The sequence below is a fragment of the Kribbella sp. NPDC004536 genome (assembly GCF_042873835.1).
In the GTDB taxonomy this organism is placed as follows: Bacteria; Actinomycetota; Actinomycetes; order Propionibacteriales; family Kribbellaceae; genus Kribbella.
In genome coordinates this window covers 1351367-1367774 of the sequence record NZ_JBIALY010000001.1, presented here as the reverse complement: position 1 = coordinate 1367774, position 16408 = coordinate 1351367, and the positions used below count along the sequence as shown (strand labels likewise).

General features: G+C 68.8%; 18 protein-coding genes. 10 read left to right on the top strand and 8 right to left on the bottom strand.

From position 1 onward, the window contains the following. The first annotated feature begins 16 nt into the window (after positions 1-16). A complete protein-coding gene (locus tag ACFYRU_RS06770; RefSeq protein WP_387653859.1) occupies positions 17-250 on the top strand; it encodes a hypothetical protein in 234 nt (77 codons plus the stop codon). Between the two features lie 290 nt (positions 251-540). Continuing rightward, complete coding sequence (locus ACFYRU_RS06765; protein WP_387653857.1) at positions 541-747, top strand: hypothetical protein; 207 nt, start codon at positions 541-543, stop codon at positions 745-747. 5 nt (positions 748-752) lie between these two features. On the opposite strand, the gene ACFYRU_RS06760 is transcribed toward ACFYRU_RS06765, so the two are convergent. Continuing rightward, complete coding sequence (locus ACFYRU_RS06760) at positions 753-1742, bottom strand: zinc-binding dehydrogenase (protein ID WP_387653853.1); 990 nt, start codon at positions 1740-1742, stop codon at positions 753-755. Between the two features lie 106 nt (positions 1743-1848). On the opposite strand from ACFYRU_RS06760, the gene ACFYRU_RS06755 reads away from it, so the two are divergent. Together ACFYRU_RS06755 and ACFYRU_RS06750 are read left to right on the top strand one after the other, a co-directional pair. After that, positions 1849-2433 (top strand): TetR/AcrR family transcriptional regulator, encoded by a 585-nt coding sequence (locus ACFYRU_RS06755; RefSeq protein ID WP_387653851.1) that lies wholly within the window; start codon positions 1849-1851, stop codon positions 2431-2433. After that, positions 2430-2867 (top strand): AAA family ATPase, encoded by a 438-nt coding sequence (locus ACFYRU_RS06750; protein ID WP_387653848.1) that lies wholly within the window; start codon positions 2430-2432, stop codon positions 2865-2867. Before ACFYRU_RS06755 ends, ACFYRU_RS06750 begins: the two co-directional genes overlap by 4 nt. On the opposite strand, the gene ACFYRU_RS06745 is transcribed toward ACFYRU_RS06750, so the two are convergent. Then, entirely contained in the window at positions 2864-3736 is an 873-nt protein-coding gene (locus ACFYRU_RS06745; RefSeq protein WP_387653846.1) for a 1,4-dihydroxy-2-naphthoate polyprenyltransferase, read from the bottom strand. The two genes, ACFYRU_RS06750 and ACFYRU_RS06745, sit on opposite strands and share 4 nt — an antisense overlap. Positions 3737-3798: 62 nt before the next feature. Between ACFYRU_RS06745 and menE the strand changes: the two genes are divergently transcribed. The 3 genes from menE to menD are packed head-to-tail and all read left to right on the top strand — an operon-like array spanning position 3799 to position 7450. Then, positions 3799-4890: an o-succinylbenzoate--CoA ligase gene (menE, locus tag ACFYRU_RS06740; RefSeq protein WP_387653843.1), complete on the top strand. Its 1092-nt coding sequence runs from the start codon at positions 3799-3801 to the stop codon at positions 4888-4890. Next, positions 4887-5813 (top strand): o-succinylbenzoate synthase, encoded by a 927-nt coding sequence (locus ACFYRU_RS06735; protein WP_387653841.1) that lies wholly within the window; start codon positions 4887-4889, stop codon positions 5811-5813. The genes menE and ACFYRU_RS06735 overlap by 4 nt, the downstream gene beginning before the upstream one ends. After that, positions 5810-7450, top strand: a complete 1641-nt coding sequence (gene menD, locus ACFYRU_RS06730; RefSeq protein WP_387653838.1) for a 2-succinyl-5-enolpyruvyl-6-hydroxy-3-cyclohexene-1-carboxylic-acid synthase — start codon at positions 5810-5812, stop codon at positions 7448-7450. The genes ACFYRU_RS06735 and menD overlap by 4 nt, the downstream gene beginning before the upstream one ends. Here the strand turns inward: menD and mptB are convergent. From mptB to ACFYRU_RS06710, 4 genes are read right to left on the bottom strand one after another with little or no spacing between them, the layout of a single operon-like run. Next, positions 7353-8840 (bottom strand): polyprenol phosphomannose-dependent alpha 1,6 mannosyltransferase MptB, encoded by a 1488-nt coding sequence (gene mptB, locus ACFYRU_RS06725; protein ID WP_387653835.1) that lies wholly within the window; start codon positions 8838-8840, stop codon positions 7353-7355. The two genes, menD and mptB, sit on opposite strands and share 98 nt — an antisense overlap. 40 nt (positions 8841-8880) lie before the next feature. Next, positions 8881-9645 carry an ABC transporter permease gene (locus ACFYRU_RS06720; RefSeq protein WP_387653832.1) on the bottom strand — a complete coding sequence of 255 codons (765 nt, stop codon included), beginning with the start codon at positions 9643-9645 and terminating at the stop codon, positions 8881-8883. Next, the gene (locus ACFYRU_RS06715; RefSeq protein ID WP_387653829.1) at positions 9642-10628 is read right to left on the bottom strand and encodes an ATP-binding cassette domain-containing protein; all 987 of its coding nucleotides are present in this window, start codon (positions 10626-10628) and stop codon (positions 9642-9644) included. The genes ACFYRU_RS06720 and ACFYRU_RS06715 overlap by 4 nt, the downstream gene beginning before the upstream one ends. A 32-nt stretch (positions 10629-10660) precedes the next feature. Beyond that, positions 10661-11305, bottom strand: a complete 645-nt coding sequence (locus ACFYRU_RS06710; RefSeq protein ID WP_387653826.1) for a PadR family transcriptional regulator — start codon at positions 11303-11305, stop codon at positions 10661-10663. Between the two features lie 56 nt (positions 11306-11361). On the opposite strand from ACFYRU_RS06710, the gene ACFYRU_RS06705 reads away from it, so the two are divergent. Further along, positions 11362-12192, top strand: coding sequence for a GNAT family N-acetyltransferase (locus tag ACFYRU_RS06705; protein WP_387653823.1), 831 nt, complete (start codon positions 11362-11364; stop codon positions 12190-12192). On the opposite strand, the gene ACFYRU_RS06700 is transcribed toward ACFYRU_RS06705, so the two are convergent. After that, the gene (locus tag ACFYRU_RS06700) at positions 12185-12805 is read right to left on the bottom strand and encodes an MBL fold metallo-hydrolase (RefSeq protein ID WP_387653821.1); all 621 of its coding nucleotides are present in this window, start codon (positions 12803-12805) and stop codon (positions 12185-12187) included. The two genes, ACFYRU_RS06705 and ACFYRU_RS06700, sit on opposite strands and share 8 nt — an antisense overlap. Positions 12806-12808: 3 nt before the next feature. Continuing rightward, positions 12809-14089 (bottom strand): isochorismate synthase MenF, encoded by a 1281-nt coding sequence (locus tag ACFYRU_RS06695; RefSeq protein ID WP_387653819.1) that lies wholly within the window; start codon positions 14087-14089, stop codon positions 12809-12811. 59 nt (positions 14090-14148) lie between these two features. On the opposite strand from ACFYRU_RS06695, the gene ACFYRU_RS06690 reads away from it, so the two are divergent. Together ACFYRU_RS06690 and ACFYRU_RS06685 are read left to right on the top strand one after the other, a co-directional pair. Further along, positions 14149-14847, top strand: a complete 699-nt coding sequence (locus ACFYRU_RS06690) for a demethylmenaquinone methyltransferase (protein ID WP_387653816.1) — start codon at positions 14149-14151, stop codon at positions 14845-14847. Positions 14848-15000: 153 nt separating this feature from the next. Then, positions 15001-16314, top strand: coding sequence for a geranylgeranyl reductase family protein (locus tag ACFYRU_RS06685; RefSeq protein WP_387658031.1), 1314 nt, complete (start codon positions 15001-15003; stop codon positions 16312-16314). Positions 16315-16408 lie beyond the last annotated feature (94 nt).

The following is a 16408-nucleotide window of genomic DNA, read 5'->3' as shown; positions in this document are numbered from 1 at the left end:
TGCGTCGATCGGGTTGATGCGCAGCGCGATTGTCGGGAAACCGTTGGCGTTCCCGGCGTGGGCGGCGGCCGGGGTCTATCTGCTGGCGATCGTCGGGTCGTTGGGGCGGCCGTTGCTGATCGTGTCAGAGCTGGTTGAGCGGCGGTATGGGTATCAGGTGCTGAGCAACGGGGAGTACCGTCGGGCGCGGGTGGGGCAGGTCATTCGCATCGCGGGCATCGCGGGGATGGCCGCGCTTTCGGTGTGGTGACGGGTAGGGGATCGATGGCTAGGAGCACGGTGATCGCTATCGGCGCTTGCTTGCTGGCAGTGGGGCTCGCGCTCACGGGCCTGGTCATCATGGTTGTCGGTGGTGAACCGGGGTCGCGTGGGTACGTCGTGAGGGACGAGACGGGGCGGTTGGTGGTCGGGTACCGGAACTGTCCGGGCGAGGCGATCGCCGAGCTCGTCGTCACCGATCGAACGGTGTCGCCTGCCGCGAGCGTCTGGGAGGTGTCTCGGTCGGGGGATACGCGTACGACTGAGTTGACACTCGGGCAGGTGCCGGCTGGTTTCGACGAGGTGCGCGGGTTTGTGCGTCCGGTGGAGAGCCACACGCTGCGGTTCGAGCTGACGAGTACGGCTGGAGGGTCAGACACGGTCGAGTTTCAGCTTGATCGCCTGCATGCCGGCGAGTTCTGGGATGGGGGCGAGTTGCGGCCCTCGCCTGTGTCGAAACTGGATCGCACCTTCGGCAAGTACTGCTGAGCCGATCAGGGTCGGAGGGCCAGTTTGCCAGTGGTGGCTCGGGATTTGAGTTCGGTGAGAGCTTTGGGGCCGTCGGTCAGGTCGTAGGTTGTTGGCTGTCCGGGGCCTAGTACGCCGGTGGTGATGAGGTTGAACAGTTCGTGCATGACTTCGCCGAAGGTTTGTGGGGCATGCTGGATCAAGGCGCCGAGGTTCAGGCCGATGAGGTGGACTTGGTGTTTGTAGACGAGGTCCCAGTTGGTGATCGACGCGGTGCCGGCGGGGAGGCCGTAGATGACTACTCGGCCGGTTACTCGTTTGGTGGCGGCGAGGCTGGCTTCGAGGGTGGGGCCGCCGATGGATTCGAGGGTCAGGTCTACGCCGTTGGTGAGGGTCAGGATTTCCGTGGCCAGGTTGGGGTTGCGGGCGTCGAGGACGTGGTCGGCGCCGAGTCGGCGTACGGTTTCGTGCTTTTCTGGGGATGCCGTTGCGACGACGGTGGCGCCGTAGTGTTTGGCCAGTTTGACGGCGGTTTGGCCGGTGCTGCCGGCGGCGGCGTGGATGAGGACGGTTTGGCCCGCGGTCAGGGCGCCGAGGCGTAGGGCGGCTAGAGCGGTTGGCCAGCTCACGGCCAGGCCTAGCGCTTTTTCGTCGTCCCAGCCGGGTGGGACCGGGATCGCCGCGACGGCCGGGATTACGCAGTACTCCGCGAAGGCGCCGCCGCCGATGGTCGCGCCGACAACATGGGTGCCGACAGCAACCGTCGCTCCCGCGCCACCAGCGGCCGTTGGGCCCGTGCCGATGGCTACTACCTCTCCTGCGGCTTCGATGCCGGCGGTGTATGGGGGTTGGGGGCCGGTCGCGAAGGTGCCGTGTGACTGGGAGATGTCGACGTAGTTGACGCCGGCGGCTGTTACCCGGAGGAGGAGTTCGCCGGGGCCGGGGTGGGGGATCGGTACGTCGGTCAGCTTCAGGTCCTGTGGTCCGTCGAGTGACGTCTGCTGCAGCGCGCGCATGCCGTGCCTCATTTCTTGGTCGAGCGACCAACAAATCCTGGCATTGGCGTGCGAAGCCGGTCAAGGTTAAATTTGGTCGATCGACCAACAATCTGCGGAGGATCGGATGGCGACGCGCGGCAGACCGCGGACGTTCGACCCGGACGTCGCGTTGCGGCAGGCCCTCGACGTGTTCTGGGAACGCGGGTACGAGGGCACCTCGCTGAGCGATCTCGCCGCCGCCATGGGGATCCGTTCCGCGAGCATCTACGCGTACTTCGGCAGCAAGGAAGACCTGTTCCGCCAGGTGATGGCGCTGTACGGCGCAACCGCCGGCGAACCGCCCCGCCGCGCTCTCCGCGAGGGGCCGACCGCCCGTGAGGCGATCCACGCGATGCTGCGGGCGACCGCGGACCAGATCACCCACCCCGAACACCCGCACTACTGCATGCTGATCCTCGCCGCCCCCACCGGCGCCGTCGAGAACCATGCCGTACGCCAGTTCCTGGCCGACGGCCGCCACGGGATGTACCTGGAGATCAGGGACCGCCTGGCCAAGGAAATCCCGCCCGCCGACCTCGACGCGATGGCGCGCTACTACACCACCGTCGTCCAAGGCCTGTCCATCCAGGCCCGCGACGGCGCCACCCGCCCCGAACTGGAAGCCGTCATCACCTGCGCCATGGCCGCCTGGGACACCCTGACCGCATGACCCGGATCCTGATCACCGGAATGTCCGGCGCCGGCAAGACCACCGTGCTCGACGAACTCGCGCGCCGAGGCCGCCAAACGGTCGACACCGACTTCGACAACTGGACCCAGGACGGCATTTGGAACGAGGCCCGGATGGCCGACCTGCTGACCCAGCCCGATGTCATCGTCTCCGGGACCGTCGAGAACCAGGGATTGTTCTACGACCGCTTCCACCACGTGGTCCTACTGACGGCCCCGCTGGACGTCCTGATCGACCGAGTGAGCCGCCGTACGAACAATCCGTACGGCAAAACGCCCGCACAGCTGGCCGAAATCGCCCACTACGTGCGGACCGTCGAACCTCTGCTCCGCCGAGGAGCAACTCTCGAGCTCGACACCCGTCAACCGGTCAGCGCGCTCGCCGACGCGATCGACAACCTGTCAGGAATCTAGCCGCCCAGTGCGAGGCCGATCGCGAGGCCGATGGCGTAGAGGAGTTCGGTCAGGCCGGTGTTCTTGAGGACTGGGATGAGGGCCGGGCCGACTGCGTCGCTCAGGATTACGCGGGTGGACTTGATCGCCAGTGGGACTGCGATGAAGGCGAGGAGGGTCCATGGGGTCGCGATGGCCGAAACGGCGGCCAGGACGAAGGCGAGCACGACGAGGGCGGCGTACAGGCGGCGGGAGTTGGCGGCGCCGAGGACCACGGCCAGGGTGCGCTTTCCGGTGACTGTGTCGGTCGGGATGTCGCGGAGGTTGTTCGCGACCAACAGTGCGCAGGCGATCGAGCCGACCGAGACCGCGCCGGCGACGGCGGTCCAGTGCAGCGTCTCGGCCTGGACGTACGTCGTACCGAGTACGGCGACCAGTCCGAAGAAGAGGAAAACGCTGACCTCACCCAGCGCGCGGTACCCGTACGGCTTCTTGCCGCCGGTGTAGAACCAGGCGCCGAGCAGCGACGCCGCGCCGGCGACCAGTAGCCACCAGGTGGTCGTTGCGCAGAGCACGATGCCCAGCGCGGCGCCGACGCCGAAGCAGGTGAAGGCGGCCGTCTTGACGGCCTTCGGGGTCGCGACCTTGGAGCCGACCAGGCGGAGCGGGCCGACGCGGTTCTCGTCGGTACCGCGGATGCCGTCGCTGTAGTCGTTGGCGTAGTTGACGCCGATCTGCAGCGCGAGCGCGACGCCGAGAGCGAGCAGCGCCTTCCACCAGACGAAGCCGTCCAGGTACGCGGCCGCGCCGGTTCCGACGAGCACGGGGGAGATCGCGGCGGGCAGGGTGCGGGGGCGGGCGCCTTCGATCCACTGGGCAGGGGTAGCCATGAGCACCGATTCTGTCAGCCGGGCGGCCGACCGCGAGAGCCGGGCCGTACGCTCGGGGTGACATGTCTACCTTGCGGCTGATTCCCGGTACGCCGGATGCGGTGCTGTCTGCGTTGAGCGGCGTACTCGACGGGACGGGTACGCCGTTCGCGCCGGTGCCGGAGGATGCCGCCGGGGCCGCCCGGGTACGTCAGGCGGCGGCGCCGGACCAGCCGGTCGAGGACGACTGTGCCGTCGTACTGACCACGTCCGGGTCGTCGGGCGAGCCGAAGGGCGTGCTGCTGTCGCGGGACGCGCTGATCGCGTCGGCGGCGGCCACCCACGACCGCCTCGGCGGCCCGGGGCAATGGTTGCTGCCGATGAAGCCGTACTTCGTCGGCGGCCTGCAGATCCTGACCCGCTCGCTCGTCGCCGGTACGACGCCCGTACCGGTCAAGGACAGCTTCACCGCCGCGGCCGAGCGCATGACCGGCGGGCGGCGCTACACGGCGATGGTGCCGACGCAGCTGGCGCGGTACCTCGACACGGACCTGGAGGCGCTCCGGTCGTTCGACGCGATCATCATCGGCGGGGCGTCGACGCCGGAGCCGCTCAAGCGGCGTGCGCGCGACGCCGGCGTGAACGCGATCCCGGCGTACGGCATGACCGAGACGGGGAGCGGGTGCGTGTACGGCGGCGTGCCACTGGACGGTACGGCGATCGACCTGGACGGCGGGCGCATCCTTATCAAGGGGAACACGCTGTTCTCCGGGTACCGCCTACGGCCGGACCTCACCTCGGAGGTGCTGCGCGACGGGTGGTTCCGTACGCAGGACCGGGGCGAACTCGTGGACGGGCGGTTGCGGGTGGTAGGCCGCGTGGACGACGTGGTGATCTCTGGTGGCGTGAACGTCACGCTGACGACAGTGCAGGCGCGGTTGCTCGAGCACCCGAAGGTGCAGGACGCAGTGGTACTGGGCGCGCCGGACGCGGAGTGGGGTACGCGAGTGGTCGCGTTTGTCGTCGGCGAGCCGACAAGGGACGAGCTGCGCGACTGGGTCAGTGCGACGTTGCCGCGGACGTGGGCGCCGCGCGACGTCGTACAGCTGCCGGCGTTGCCGATGCTTGCTTCGGGCAAGGTTGATCGCCAGCGGCTGCTGGAGGGCGTGCGGTGATCACGTACTCGATCGGCCTCAAGAACAAGTTCCGGGGCATCACCGTGCGCGAGGGCATGCTGTACGAGGGCCCCGCGGGCTGGGCTGAGTGGAGCCCGTTCCTGGACTACGACGACACCACCTGTGTCTCCTGGTTGCGTGCGGCGCGTGAAGCGGCCGAGGACGGGTGGCCGGCGCCGGTACGCGATCGGGTGCCCGTGAACTGCACGGTGCCCGCGGTCGGCCCGTTGAAAGCCGCGGAGATTGTCAGAGCGTCGGGGTGCAGTACGGCGAAGGTGAAGGTGGCTGAGCCGGGGCAGACGCTTGCTGACGACCTCGAGCGGGTCGAAGCAGTACGGGATGCCATCGGTGACGGCAGGGTTCGCATTGACGCCAACGGGCTTTGGTCGGTCGACCAGGCAGTGCAGAACCTCAAGCAGTTGCAGCGGTTCGACCTGGAGTACGTCGAACAGCCGACGGCGACCGTGGAGGAGTTGGCTCAGGTCAGGCGGCGTACGGAGGTTCCTGTTGCCGCTGACGAATCCATCCGCAGGGCGGAGGATCCGCTGCGAGTGAAGAAGCTCGACGCGGCCGACATCGCCGTACTGAAGGTGCAGCCCATCGGTGGCGTCCGCGCATGCCTGGAGATCGCAGAGCAGATCGGACTGCCCGTGGTGGTGTCGTCGGCGCTCGAGACGTCAGTAGGAATCGCTGCAGGCGTGGCACTCGCCGCGGCACTTCCGGAGCTTCCGTACGCGTGTGGTCTGGCCACGGTGTCGATGTTTACCCGAGAGGTCGTCACGGAACCTCTCCTTCCCACCAACGGCTTCTTGCCCGTCAAACGCGTCGCACCTGATCCCCAACTGCTGCAGGCAGCACGGGCCGACGCTGAACGGGCCAGGGTGTGGGAAGAGCGCCTGTCCCGAGTAAGGAGTGCCCGATGAACCCGTCCACTGCGTTTGCGACGGTGGTGGTCGACGAGCTGATCCGCAACGGTGTGCGCGAGGCCGTGGTGTCACCTGGGTCCCGCAGCGCGGCCCTGGCGTTGGCCCTGGCTGCTGCTGATCGTGACGGGCGGCTGCGACTGCATGTCCGCATCGACGAACGTACCGCGGGCTTCCTGGCTATCGGGTTGATGCGGGGTAGTGGGCTGCCTGTGCCTGTGGTTACGACTTCGGGTACGGCTGTGGCCAACCTGCACCCTGCGGTGCTGGAGGCCTCGCACAGCGGGCTTCCGCTCGTTGTGCTGAGCGCCGACCGGCCGCCGGCGCTGAGGGGCAGCGGGGCGAATCAGACGACGGATCAGTTGAAGGTGTTCGGGTCTGCGGTCCGGCTGTTCCACGAGATGGGTACGCCGGTCCGTGAGATCGGGCAGGTGGCGTACTGGCGGTCGCAGGTCGCGCGGGCGATGGCTGTGGCTACCGGGGCGCGGTCTGCTGATCCTGGGCCTGTGCAGCTGAACTGTCCGTTCAGTGAGCCGTTGGTGCCTACCGAAGGCCCTGATTGGCCTGAGCCTCTTACCGGGCGCAGTACGGGGCCCTGGACTGCTGTGCATGCTGCGAATGCTCAACCCGCCGCGGTGGCTCCGGGGCCTCGGACTGTTGTAGTTGCGGGGGATGGGGCCTCTCAAGCGGCGCGGCTGGTTGCCGAGGCTGGGCGGTGGCCCTTGTTTGCGGAGCCGTCCAGTCGGGCTCGGACTGGGCCGGCCGTGATCAGCGCTTACCGGTTGTTGCTACAGGCAAGCACACTCGCCGATGAGATCGAGCGGGTGCTGGTGTTCGGGCATCCCACGCTGTCGCGGCCGATCTCGAAGTTGCTGGCGCGGCCGGACCTCGAGGTGGTCGTGGTGTCGCCGACCGGCCACTGGCCGGATCCCGCGCGCCGTGCGGCCTCCGTGGTCACCGGGCTGACGGTCACCGCGGCCGACCCGACCGACTGGCTCGCCAGGTGGCAGGACGCCGACCAGGCCGCGCGGCCGGCCATCGACAAGGTGCTGGCGGACGGCCTGAGCGGTCCGCGCGTCGCGGCACTGGTGGGCGAGGCTGCCGGCGCCGACGGCATGCTGGTGGTCGCGTCGTCCAACCCGGTTCGCGATCTCGACCTGGCCCCGGTCGTGCCGATCCGTACGATCGCCAACCGCGGCCTCGCCGGGATCGACGGCACGATCTCCACGGCCGTCGGCGCGGCGCTCGCGAACGCGGGCCCGACGTACGCGCTGATCGGCGACCTCGCGTTCCTGCACGACAGCAACGGCCTGATCATCGGGCCGGACGAGGCCCGTCCGGACCTGCGGATCGTGGTCGTCAACGACAACGGCGGCGGGATCTTCTCCACGCTCGAGCAGGGCGATCCGAACCACGCCACGCACTTCGAGCGTGTCTTCGGTACGCCGCACAACGTCGACCTGTCCGCACTGTGCGCCGCCAGCGGTACGCCGTACACGCTGGTGCGCACCGTCGACGAACTGCGCGCCGCGCTCGCGCCTACTGTGGCGGGGCTGGACGTGGTGGAGGTACGGCTGTCGCGAGACGACCACCGGCCGTTGAGCCAGTCGCTGGTGGAGGCACTACGGCAGCTGTAACAGGCACCTTCCGCGCCGGCTGCAGTGTGCGGAGGTGATTGAGCAGCGGCAACGCGATCGCGATCACCAGCGCGGTCGTCGTGAGGATCGGGATGGTCGCACCACGCAGCGACGAGTTGAGTGGTGCGGCGATCGTGAAGATCAGGCTGACCGCGGTGATGATCGTGGTCAGCCGCCGGCCGGGACGTGCGACGGCGAGGAACGGCAGGCACCACAGGAAGTACCAGTCGTGCGCGCTCGGACCTAGTACGACAACCGCGAGCAGTGCGACTCCTACAGCCCGCGCTGCGTAGTGGATGGACGACCTGAGGCTCAACCACGCGATCAGGCCGAGTGCCGCGATCATCCCGATCAGCCGGACGATCTGCAGCGCCTGTGCGGCCGCGGTGTCTTCACCGAGCCACCCGAGTACGCCGGACGCTGCCATGCCGATGAGGTTGGCGATGGAGAACGGTGAACGCACCAGCCCGGGAACGTCGAGGGCACCGAGCCAGCCAGAGCCGACACCGGTAAGAGCGCCGACGGTGACCAGGGTCAGTACTGAGACCGCTCCCGCGATCACCAGGCTGGCGAACCGGTGCAGACGTCCTGCAAGCGGGCTCATGACCGCGGCGATCGCGATCGCGACCAGTCCGCCCGGGAGCTTCACTGCGGCTGCGGTACCCGCGACGACGGCCGCCGTACCCCAGTGGCCCGTCAGGGCCAGCGCGAACGCGCTGCAGGCGAGCCCCAGCATCAGCATGTCGTTGTGAGCCGCGCCGATGCCGTGAGTGATCAGCATGGGGTTCAGTACGACCAGCCACGTGGCAAAGGCCGGGTCGACGCGACAGGCGGTTGCAAGGCGCGGTACGGCCCACGCTATGAGTACTACGCCGACCACTGCGAGGAGGCGGTGCGCCAGCATCAGCAGGTACGGGTTCATGGTGAGGTGCGCGACGAGACCGCCGTACGCGAGCGGCAACGGGCCGTACGGGGCCGGTGTCTGCATCCACATCGGGTCCACGGCCTCGACGATGTGGCCGGACAGCACACCGGGACCCACCTCGTACGGGTTGTAGCCCTCGGCGACCAGTGCGCCCTGGGCGGCGTAGCTCCAGGCGTCGCGGCTGAACAGCGGCGGCGCCAACAGGAGCGGGATGCTCCAGTACGCCGTCATTCGCAGCAGCGGCAGCCTCTCGCCGGCCATGACGCGGCGGCCCACGGTCAGCCAGGCCCAGGCCATCAGGCCGAGCCCAGCCACCATGAACGTCAGCCCGACCATCCGGCCGGGCAGGGAGTCGCGCAGCGGGAACGAGGCGGCCCAGGAGGACTGCGGCACCACCGACGTCACCAGGCTGGCGACAGCGACTACGACAGAGCCGACGACCCCACGGACCATCGGCGAGCGCATGGCGGCACCGTAGCGCCGCCATGCAACACGTCGATGAACATCAAGCAGATTCCTTACGGAACGTACGTGCGCCGACGGCCAGGCCGACGACGGTCAGCAGGACCACCCAGAACAGGCCCCACAGTGAGGCGGAGCTGCTGATGTCGCCGCGGAACAGGGCGCGGACACCGTTCACCACGTGCTTCAGCGGGCTGATGTCGGACAGCCGCTGCAGCCACTTCGGGCCGATCTGCATCGGGAGGAGGATGCCGGACAGCAGCAGGAGCGGCATGGCGATGCGGTTCAGCAGCGGAGCCAGCGCATCCTCGCTCTTGGTGATGAGCGCGACCGAGTACGACAGCGAGGCGAACGTGGCGCCGAGCAGCGCGACGATCACCAGCGACAGCAGTACGCCGCCCCACGGCGCGCGCAGACCCAGCGGGAGTGCGGCGAGCAGGAGGAGCACGGACTGTACGACGAGTACTACGACGTCCCGCAGTACCCGACCGGCCATGAGCGCGATCCGGGACGCCGGGGTGACGCGGTCGGCCTCGATGACGCCGGCCCGGTACTCCGCGATCAGGCCGAAGCCGACGAACATCGCACCGAACATACCGAGCTGCACGATCAGCCCGGGGATGAACACCTGGTAGGCGTTGGTGGCGTGGCCCTGGCTGATCTGCGCGGTGATCGGCTTCAGCAGCGGACCGAACAGGAACAGATACATCAGCGGCTGGCTCAGCATCAGGATCGACCACATCGGGTTCCGCAGCGACAGCCGCATGGCCCGGTGGAAGACGATCCACGTCTCACGCAGGACGTTCATGCCGCGGTCTCCTTCTCGGTGGCAGGCGTCGTGTCCTCGTCGCGCAACGAGCGCCCGGTCATGGTCAGGAAAACGTCGTCGAGCGTCGGCCGGTGCACCTCGACCCCGTGCAACTCGATGCCCTGGGCATCGATCTGGCGGAGCAAGCCGGGCAGTACGGAACCACCGCGCTGGATGCGGAAACCGACCACGTCGTCGTCGGTCTCGATCTCGACGGCGCCGTCGAGCAACTCGACGATCTTCATCACGCCCGGCGCCTGGGCCGGATCGGCGAGACTCAACCGGACCGCGTCACCGGAGACCTGCTGCTTCAGGTTGTCCGGCGTGCCCGAAGCCACGATCTTGCCGTGGTCGATGACCAGGATCCGGTCGCAGAGCGCGTCCGCCTCGTCCAGGTAGTGCGTGGTCAGGAAGATCGTCGCGCCGCGGTCCCGGAGGCCGCGGATGTGCTCCCAGAGGTTGGCCCGCGCCTGCGGGTCGAGGCCGGTGGTCGGCTCGTCCAGGAAGATCAGCTTCGGGTCGTGGATCAGGCCCATCACGATGTCCAGCCGGCGCCGCTGCCCGCCCGACAGCGTCTTGCACTGCCGGCGCCACAGGCCGGGCAGGTCGAGCTCCTCGAACAGCCGTTGCCCGTCCGCGGCCGCCTTCGCCTTCGGTACGCCGTACAGCCGGGCGTGGTCGACGACCTCGTCGCCGGCCACCGCCTCGGGCAGCGTCGAGCCGCTCTGCGGGACGTACCCGATCCCGCGGCGGACGCCGACCGGGTCCTTCGCCAGGTCGCACCCGGCGACCGTCGCGGTCCCGCTGGTCGGCTTGATCAGCGTCGCGAGCATTCGCATCGTCGTGGTCTTGCCGGCCCCGTTCGGCCCGAGAAAGCCGACGATCTCGCCGTCGGCCACCTCCAGATCAACCCCTTGGACGGCTTGGACCGCCCCCCGTTTCGTCTTGAACGTCCGCACCAGCCCGCGCGCTTCGATCATCATGCGAGCCAGTGTGGGTGATCAATCTTGACTAGTCAATGTTGATTATGGGGTCCGGGGGGTGGATCAGGGATCTCCCCCCAGTGCGTGACCATGCCCGGGTACGGGGCCCAGTCGGCGGGCTCGCCGGCGAACGCGTAGTCGCCGTTCCGGATCCGGTCCAGGAACTCGCGGGTCCACTGCAGCTCGCCGCTGTCGCGCGCGGTGGTGATCCGGAACATCTCGACCACATGGTTCGGGGTGCCGGGGTCCTCGAGGATCGCGCGCTCGGAGAACGGCTCGGACTTGAGCCACGACTCCAGCTGGGCGATCCGGGCCTCCAGGGCGGCGATCACCTCGTCGCGGCGCAGCGACCACATGAAGCTGATCGTCGCCTGCATCTTGTCCGGATGGAACCCGTCGACGGTCCAGAGCATGCCGCGCAGCAGCGAGAAGTACTCGGTCTCGCCGTCCGCGGTCAGCTTGTACGACGTCCGCCCGGGGCGGTGCGCGCCGTCCTGCTCGAGCTCCTGCAGGTACCCGTGCTTGGCCAGCGTCCGGAGGCCGGTGTAGATCGAGCCGGGGTTGATGTTCGCCCAGTCCTGCACGTTCCAGGTGAGCAGCTCGCGGCGCAGCTGGTACCCGTACGCCGGCTGGAAGATCCGCACGACGCCGAGCAGCAACAACCGCGTGGTGGACATAGCCGCAGTGTAAATCCGGGCGACCGTCCGGGGCCGGGAGGCGTACGCTCCGCTGCATGGATGTCCGTGTCACGAGCGATCCGCAGGCCTTCGAGCGGACGGTTTTCCCTTTCCTGCAACGGGATCCGGTGCTGCACACGATCATCATGAGCAACGTCCACGAACGCGCCGACGGTACGGTACGCGCCGAGGACGAGCCGTCGTACTTCGTGTCAGTGCACGACCCGGACGTCGTCGGCGCCGCGATGCGGACACCCGGGCGCGGGGTGTACGTCGGCGCACTGCGGGAGGACCTGGCGGAGCCGATCGCCGACGCGTACGCCGACGTACTGCCGGAGCTGAAGGGCGTCGCGGGCGACCGTCCGGCGGCGCTCCGCTTCGCCCGCCGCTGGTGTGAACTCCGCGGCGGCAAGGCGACCGAGACACGCGGCACCCGGCTGCACAAGCTGATCGAGCTCAGCCCGCTGACGGCGGACGGCAGCGCACGGCTGATGCAGGCGGAGGACGTCGATGTGGTCGCCACCTGGGGCGACGGCTTCGCGGCCGAGATCGCCGACGCCATCGCGACCGACCACCGCGAGTGGGCCGAGCGCCGGCTCGACGACCGGACCCTGTGGATCTGGGAGGCCAACGGCGAACCAGTCAGCATGGCCGCCTACCACATGCCGCTGTACGGCGTCTGCCGCGTCGGCCCCGTCTACACCCCGCCGGACCACCGCCACCACGGCTACGCCGGCGCCCTCACCACCCACGTCACCGCCAACATCCTTGCCGCCGGCAACCAGGCCTGCCTCTACACCGACCTCGCCAACCCCACCTCGAACAAGATCTACCACCAGGCGGGCTACCGCCCGGTGGCCGACTTCATCGATGTGGACTTCAGCTGAGGTCGAGCGACTGGCCGGAGGTCAGACCGTGGTACGGGCGGCCGCCGGCCTCGGTGATCCAGTGCTTCATCATGCCGAGGCCCACCTCGCTGAGCAGGGCGTTGTGGATGCCGACCGTCTGCTGCGCCTTGACCGAGCGGGCGTACTCGACGGCCGGGGCCAGTGAGAACCACGGGCCGGAGATCGGGACCAGGTTGGTGTGCACTTCGCGGTCCGGCTGGGTGAACGAGTCGCCCGGGTGGTAGACGGCGTCCTCGATCAGGAACCCGATGTTCTCGCACGGTACGCCGAGCTCGGGCAGGATCACGGCGTGGTCCTTGCCGTAGGCACTGATCGAGAAGCCGGCCGCCTCGAACGACTGACCACCCTCGACCACGTGCACCCGGTCGCCGAGCGCGGTCAGCTGCGCCGCGACGCCCGCGTTCGTGTAGACGGGTACGTCGAGGGCGGAGACTCGGTCGACGTCCAGGTGGTCCTGGTGCTCGTGCGTGACCAGGATCGCGTCCGCCTTCTCGAAGGCCGCGTCCTCACTGAACGACCCGGGGTCGACCAGCAGCACCCGCCCGTCCTTCTCCAACCGGACACACGCGTGCGCAAACTTCGTGAGCTTCACAGTTCAGTCTCCTAGGGCGTCTCGCATCGGTACCAGCTTGGCGTTCGTCTCGGCCAGTTCGGCGTCCGGGTTGGAGCCCGCGACGATGCCGGCGCCGGCGAACAGCCGCATCCGGCGGGCGTCGCCGGGGTCGGCCTGGCCGCAGCGCAGCGCGATGCACCACTCGCCGTCGCCGGCCGCGTCCATCCAGCCGACCGGTCCGCTGAACCGGCCGCGCTGCATGCCCTCGATCTCGCCGATCAGGTCCCGCGCGACCGGCGTCGGCGTACCGCAGACCGCCGCGGACGGATGCAGCGCGGCGGCCAGCCCGAGCGCGGAGGCGCCGTTGTTCGCGACACCGGCGACGTCGGTGGCCAGGTGCATCACGTTCGGCAGGTGGAGTACGAACGGGGTCTCCGGGACGTTCATCGACGAGCAGTGCGGCTCGAGCGCGTCGGCGACCGAGCGGACCGCGAACTCGTGCTCCTCGAGGTCCTTCGACGACCGCGCCAGCGACGCCGCCAGCGCCAGGTCGTGCGCGTCGTCGCCGGTACGGCGGATCGTCCCGGCCAGAACGCGGGACGTGATCAGGCCCTTCTCCCGGCGGACGAGCAGCTCCGGCGTCGCGCCGATCAGCCCGTCGACGGAGAACGTCCAGCAGTTCGGGTACGCGGTCGCGAGCCGGTGCAGCGGCCAGCGCAGGTCGATCGGCTGCTCGGCGATCGCGATCAGGTCCCGGGCCAGTACCACCTTGTCCAGGTCGCCCGCGGTGATCCGGCGGACCGCGTCGGCGACGATGCTCGACCAGTCCGTCCCGGTCCGGGCGCCGTCCGCGAACGTCACGTCGTACACCGGCGACGGCTCGTGTACCTCGAGCTCCGGCGGCGCGGTCAGCGAGCTCGCCGGGGAGATCGTGGTCACCCAGGTGGTGCCGGCGCGGCGGCCGACGATCACCTCGGGTACGACCAGTTCACTCGGGTCGGCGTCGGTGAAGCCGAACGACCCGAAGCAGACCAGCCCGGAGCCCGGTATGCCGATCTCGTCGCGGACCACCGCGGCGCCGACGAGTTCCTGCCACCAGCGCGCGGCCTTCTCGAACCGGTTGCTCCCGGCAACGTCCAGCCGGGCGGCGACGCCCCAGCCGACGTGGCCGTCGCCACGCCGTACCCACGCGAGTCCGCCCTCGTCCGGCAGGTGGTCGAGCAGGTGCGCCGACACCCCCTCCACCGGCTGACTGCGAACCACCAACTGCGGTGCGGGGCCTCGGGTCGCGAGGGCCGCACGGCTACCTGGAGATGCACTCACGAGATGCAAGCGTATGCCTGCCGTCCGCCGGACCAATGCTCGCGTGATGAACTAGACAGGTGACACGCGCAGATCTGAGCAAACAACCGCAGGCCGTGGCGGCGATGTTCGACAACGTGGCCGAGGGGTACGACCGGACGAACGCGGTCGCGACGATGGGCCTGGAGAAGCTGTACTGGCGCCCGGAGACGTTCAAGGAGATCGCACCGCGGAAGGGGATGAAGATCCTCGACCTGGCGGCCGGCACCGGCGCGTCCAGCATCAAGCTCCGCGAGGCCGGCGCCGAGGTGGTGTCCTGCGACTTCTCGGTCGGGATGCTGACGGTCGGCAAGCGCCGGCACCCGGAGCTGGACCTGATCGCCGGCGACGCGCTCCGGCTGCCGTTCGCCGACGGTACGTTCGACGTGGTGACGATCTCCTGGGCGCTGCGGAACGTGAACGACGTACCGCTCGCGCTGGCCGAGATGCTCCGGGTCACCCGGCCGGGCGGGCGGCTGGTCGTCCTCGAACAGTCGCACCCGACCTGGAAACCGTTCCGGGTGGTCTACCTGGAGTACATGATGCGCGCGGTGCCGGCGGTGGCGAAGGTGGTGTCGACCAACCCGGACGCGTACGAGTACCTGGCCGAGTCGACCCGCGCCTGGCTGCCGCAGGAGCCGCTGGCCCGGGTGATCGACGCGGCCGGCTGGACCAGGGTGCAGTGGCGCAACCTGACCGGCGGCCTGGTCGCCATCCACAGGGCCGTCAAGCCCAGTTAATTACGCAACGGAAATTATGCGTAATTGGCTTGCCTGCAAGGGGGTTGGGGCGAGTTTCGTGTCCGAGTCAGGCAGTCCTAGACTGTCGAGTGAAGAGGGCTCGTGAAGTCGTTCACGAGCGCACACGCCCCCAAGAACATCCAGGCCGGAGAGATGAGCCAGAGCGTGCCGAGCGGGCAGCAGGCGGAGACCGCCGATGTGATCGTCGTCGGTGCCGGACCCGCCGGTTCGGCGGCCGCGTACCACCTGGCGAACGCCGGTCTCGACGTACTGCTGCTGGAGAAGACCGCGTTCCCGCGGGAGAAGGTGTGCGGTGACGGGCTGACCCCGCGCGGCACCAAGCAGCTGATCAACATGGGCATCGACATCTCCGAAGACGCCGGCTGGATCCGCAACTACGGCCTCCGGATCCAGGGCGCCGGGCACCAGCTGCAGCTCGACTGGCCGGATCTGGCCAGCCACCCGAACTACGGCCTGACCCGGAACCGGATGGACTTCGACGACATGCTCGCCCGGCAGGCCGTGAAGGCCGGGGCGCGGCTGCGCGAACGGACCAACGTCAGCGGGCCGATCCTGGACGACCGCGGGCACATCGTCGGCGTCACCGCGAAGCCGGTCGACGACAACGGGCGAAGAGCCGGCGACGACCTCGAGTTCCGGGCGCCACTGGTGATGGCGGCCGACGGCAACTCGTCCCGGCTGAGCATCGCGATGGGCCTGCACAAGCGCGACGACCGCCCGATGGGCGTGGCCGTCCGGACGTACTTCACCAGCCCGCGGACGAACGACGACTACCTCGAGTCCTGGCTGGAGCTGTGGGCCGACGACCCGAAGCAGCCCGGCGGCAAGGTACTGCTGCCCGGGTACGGCTGGATCTTCGGGATGGGCGACGGCACCGTCAACGTCGGCCTCGGCATCCTGAACACCTCCGAGGCGTTCGGCAAGGTCGACTACGCCGACCTGCTGAAGGCATGGCTGAAGAACACGCCGGAGGAGTGGCAGTTCCGCGACGAGTTCCAGACCATCCCGATCCGCGGCGCGGCACTGCCGATGGGCTTCAACCGGCAGCCGCACTACACCCGCGGCCTGATGCTGCTCGGCGACGCCGGCGGCATGGTCAACCCGTTCAACGGCGAGGGCATCCCGTACGCGATGGAGTCCGGGGCGTTCGCCGCCGAGGTCGCCGCCCAGGCGCTGCGCCGGCAGCCGAACCAGCGCGAGCGCGCGCTGTCGGCGTACCCGAAGGCGCTGAAGCAGGAGTACGGCGGCTACTACACGCTCGGCCGGATCTTCGTGAAGCTGATCGGAAATCCGGAGGTGATGCGGCTCTGCACCAAGTACGGTCTGCCGCGCACCACGCTGATGAAGTTCACCTTGAAGTTGCTCGCGAACCTCACCGACCCGCGCGACGGGGACGTGATGGACAAGATCATCAACGGGCTCACGAAGCTGGCTCCGGCGGCCTGACCGGCGGGGCGGGTGAGCTGAGCCACAGCGGTACTGATAACAACAGACAAGAACAGACACAGACAGACCACCGGCTGAAGGAGGGAGCACGCAG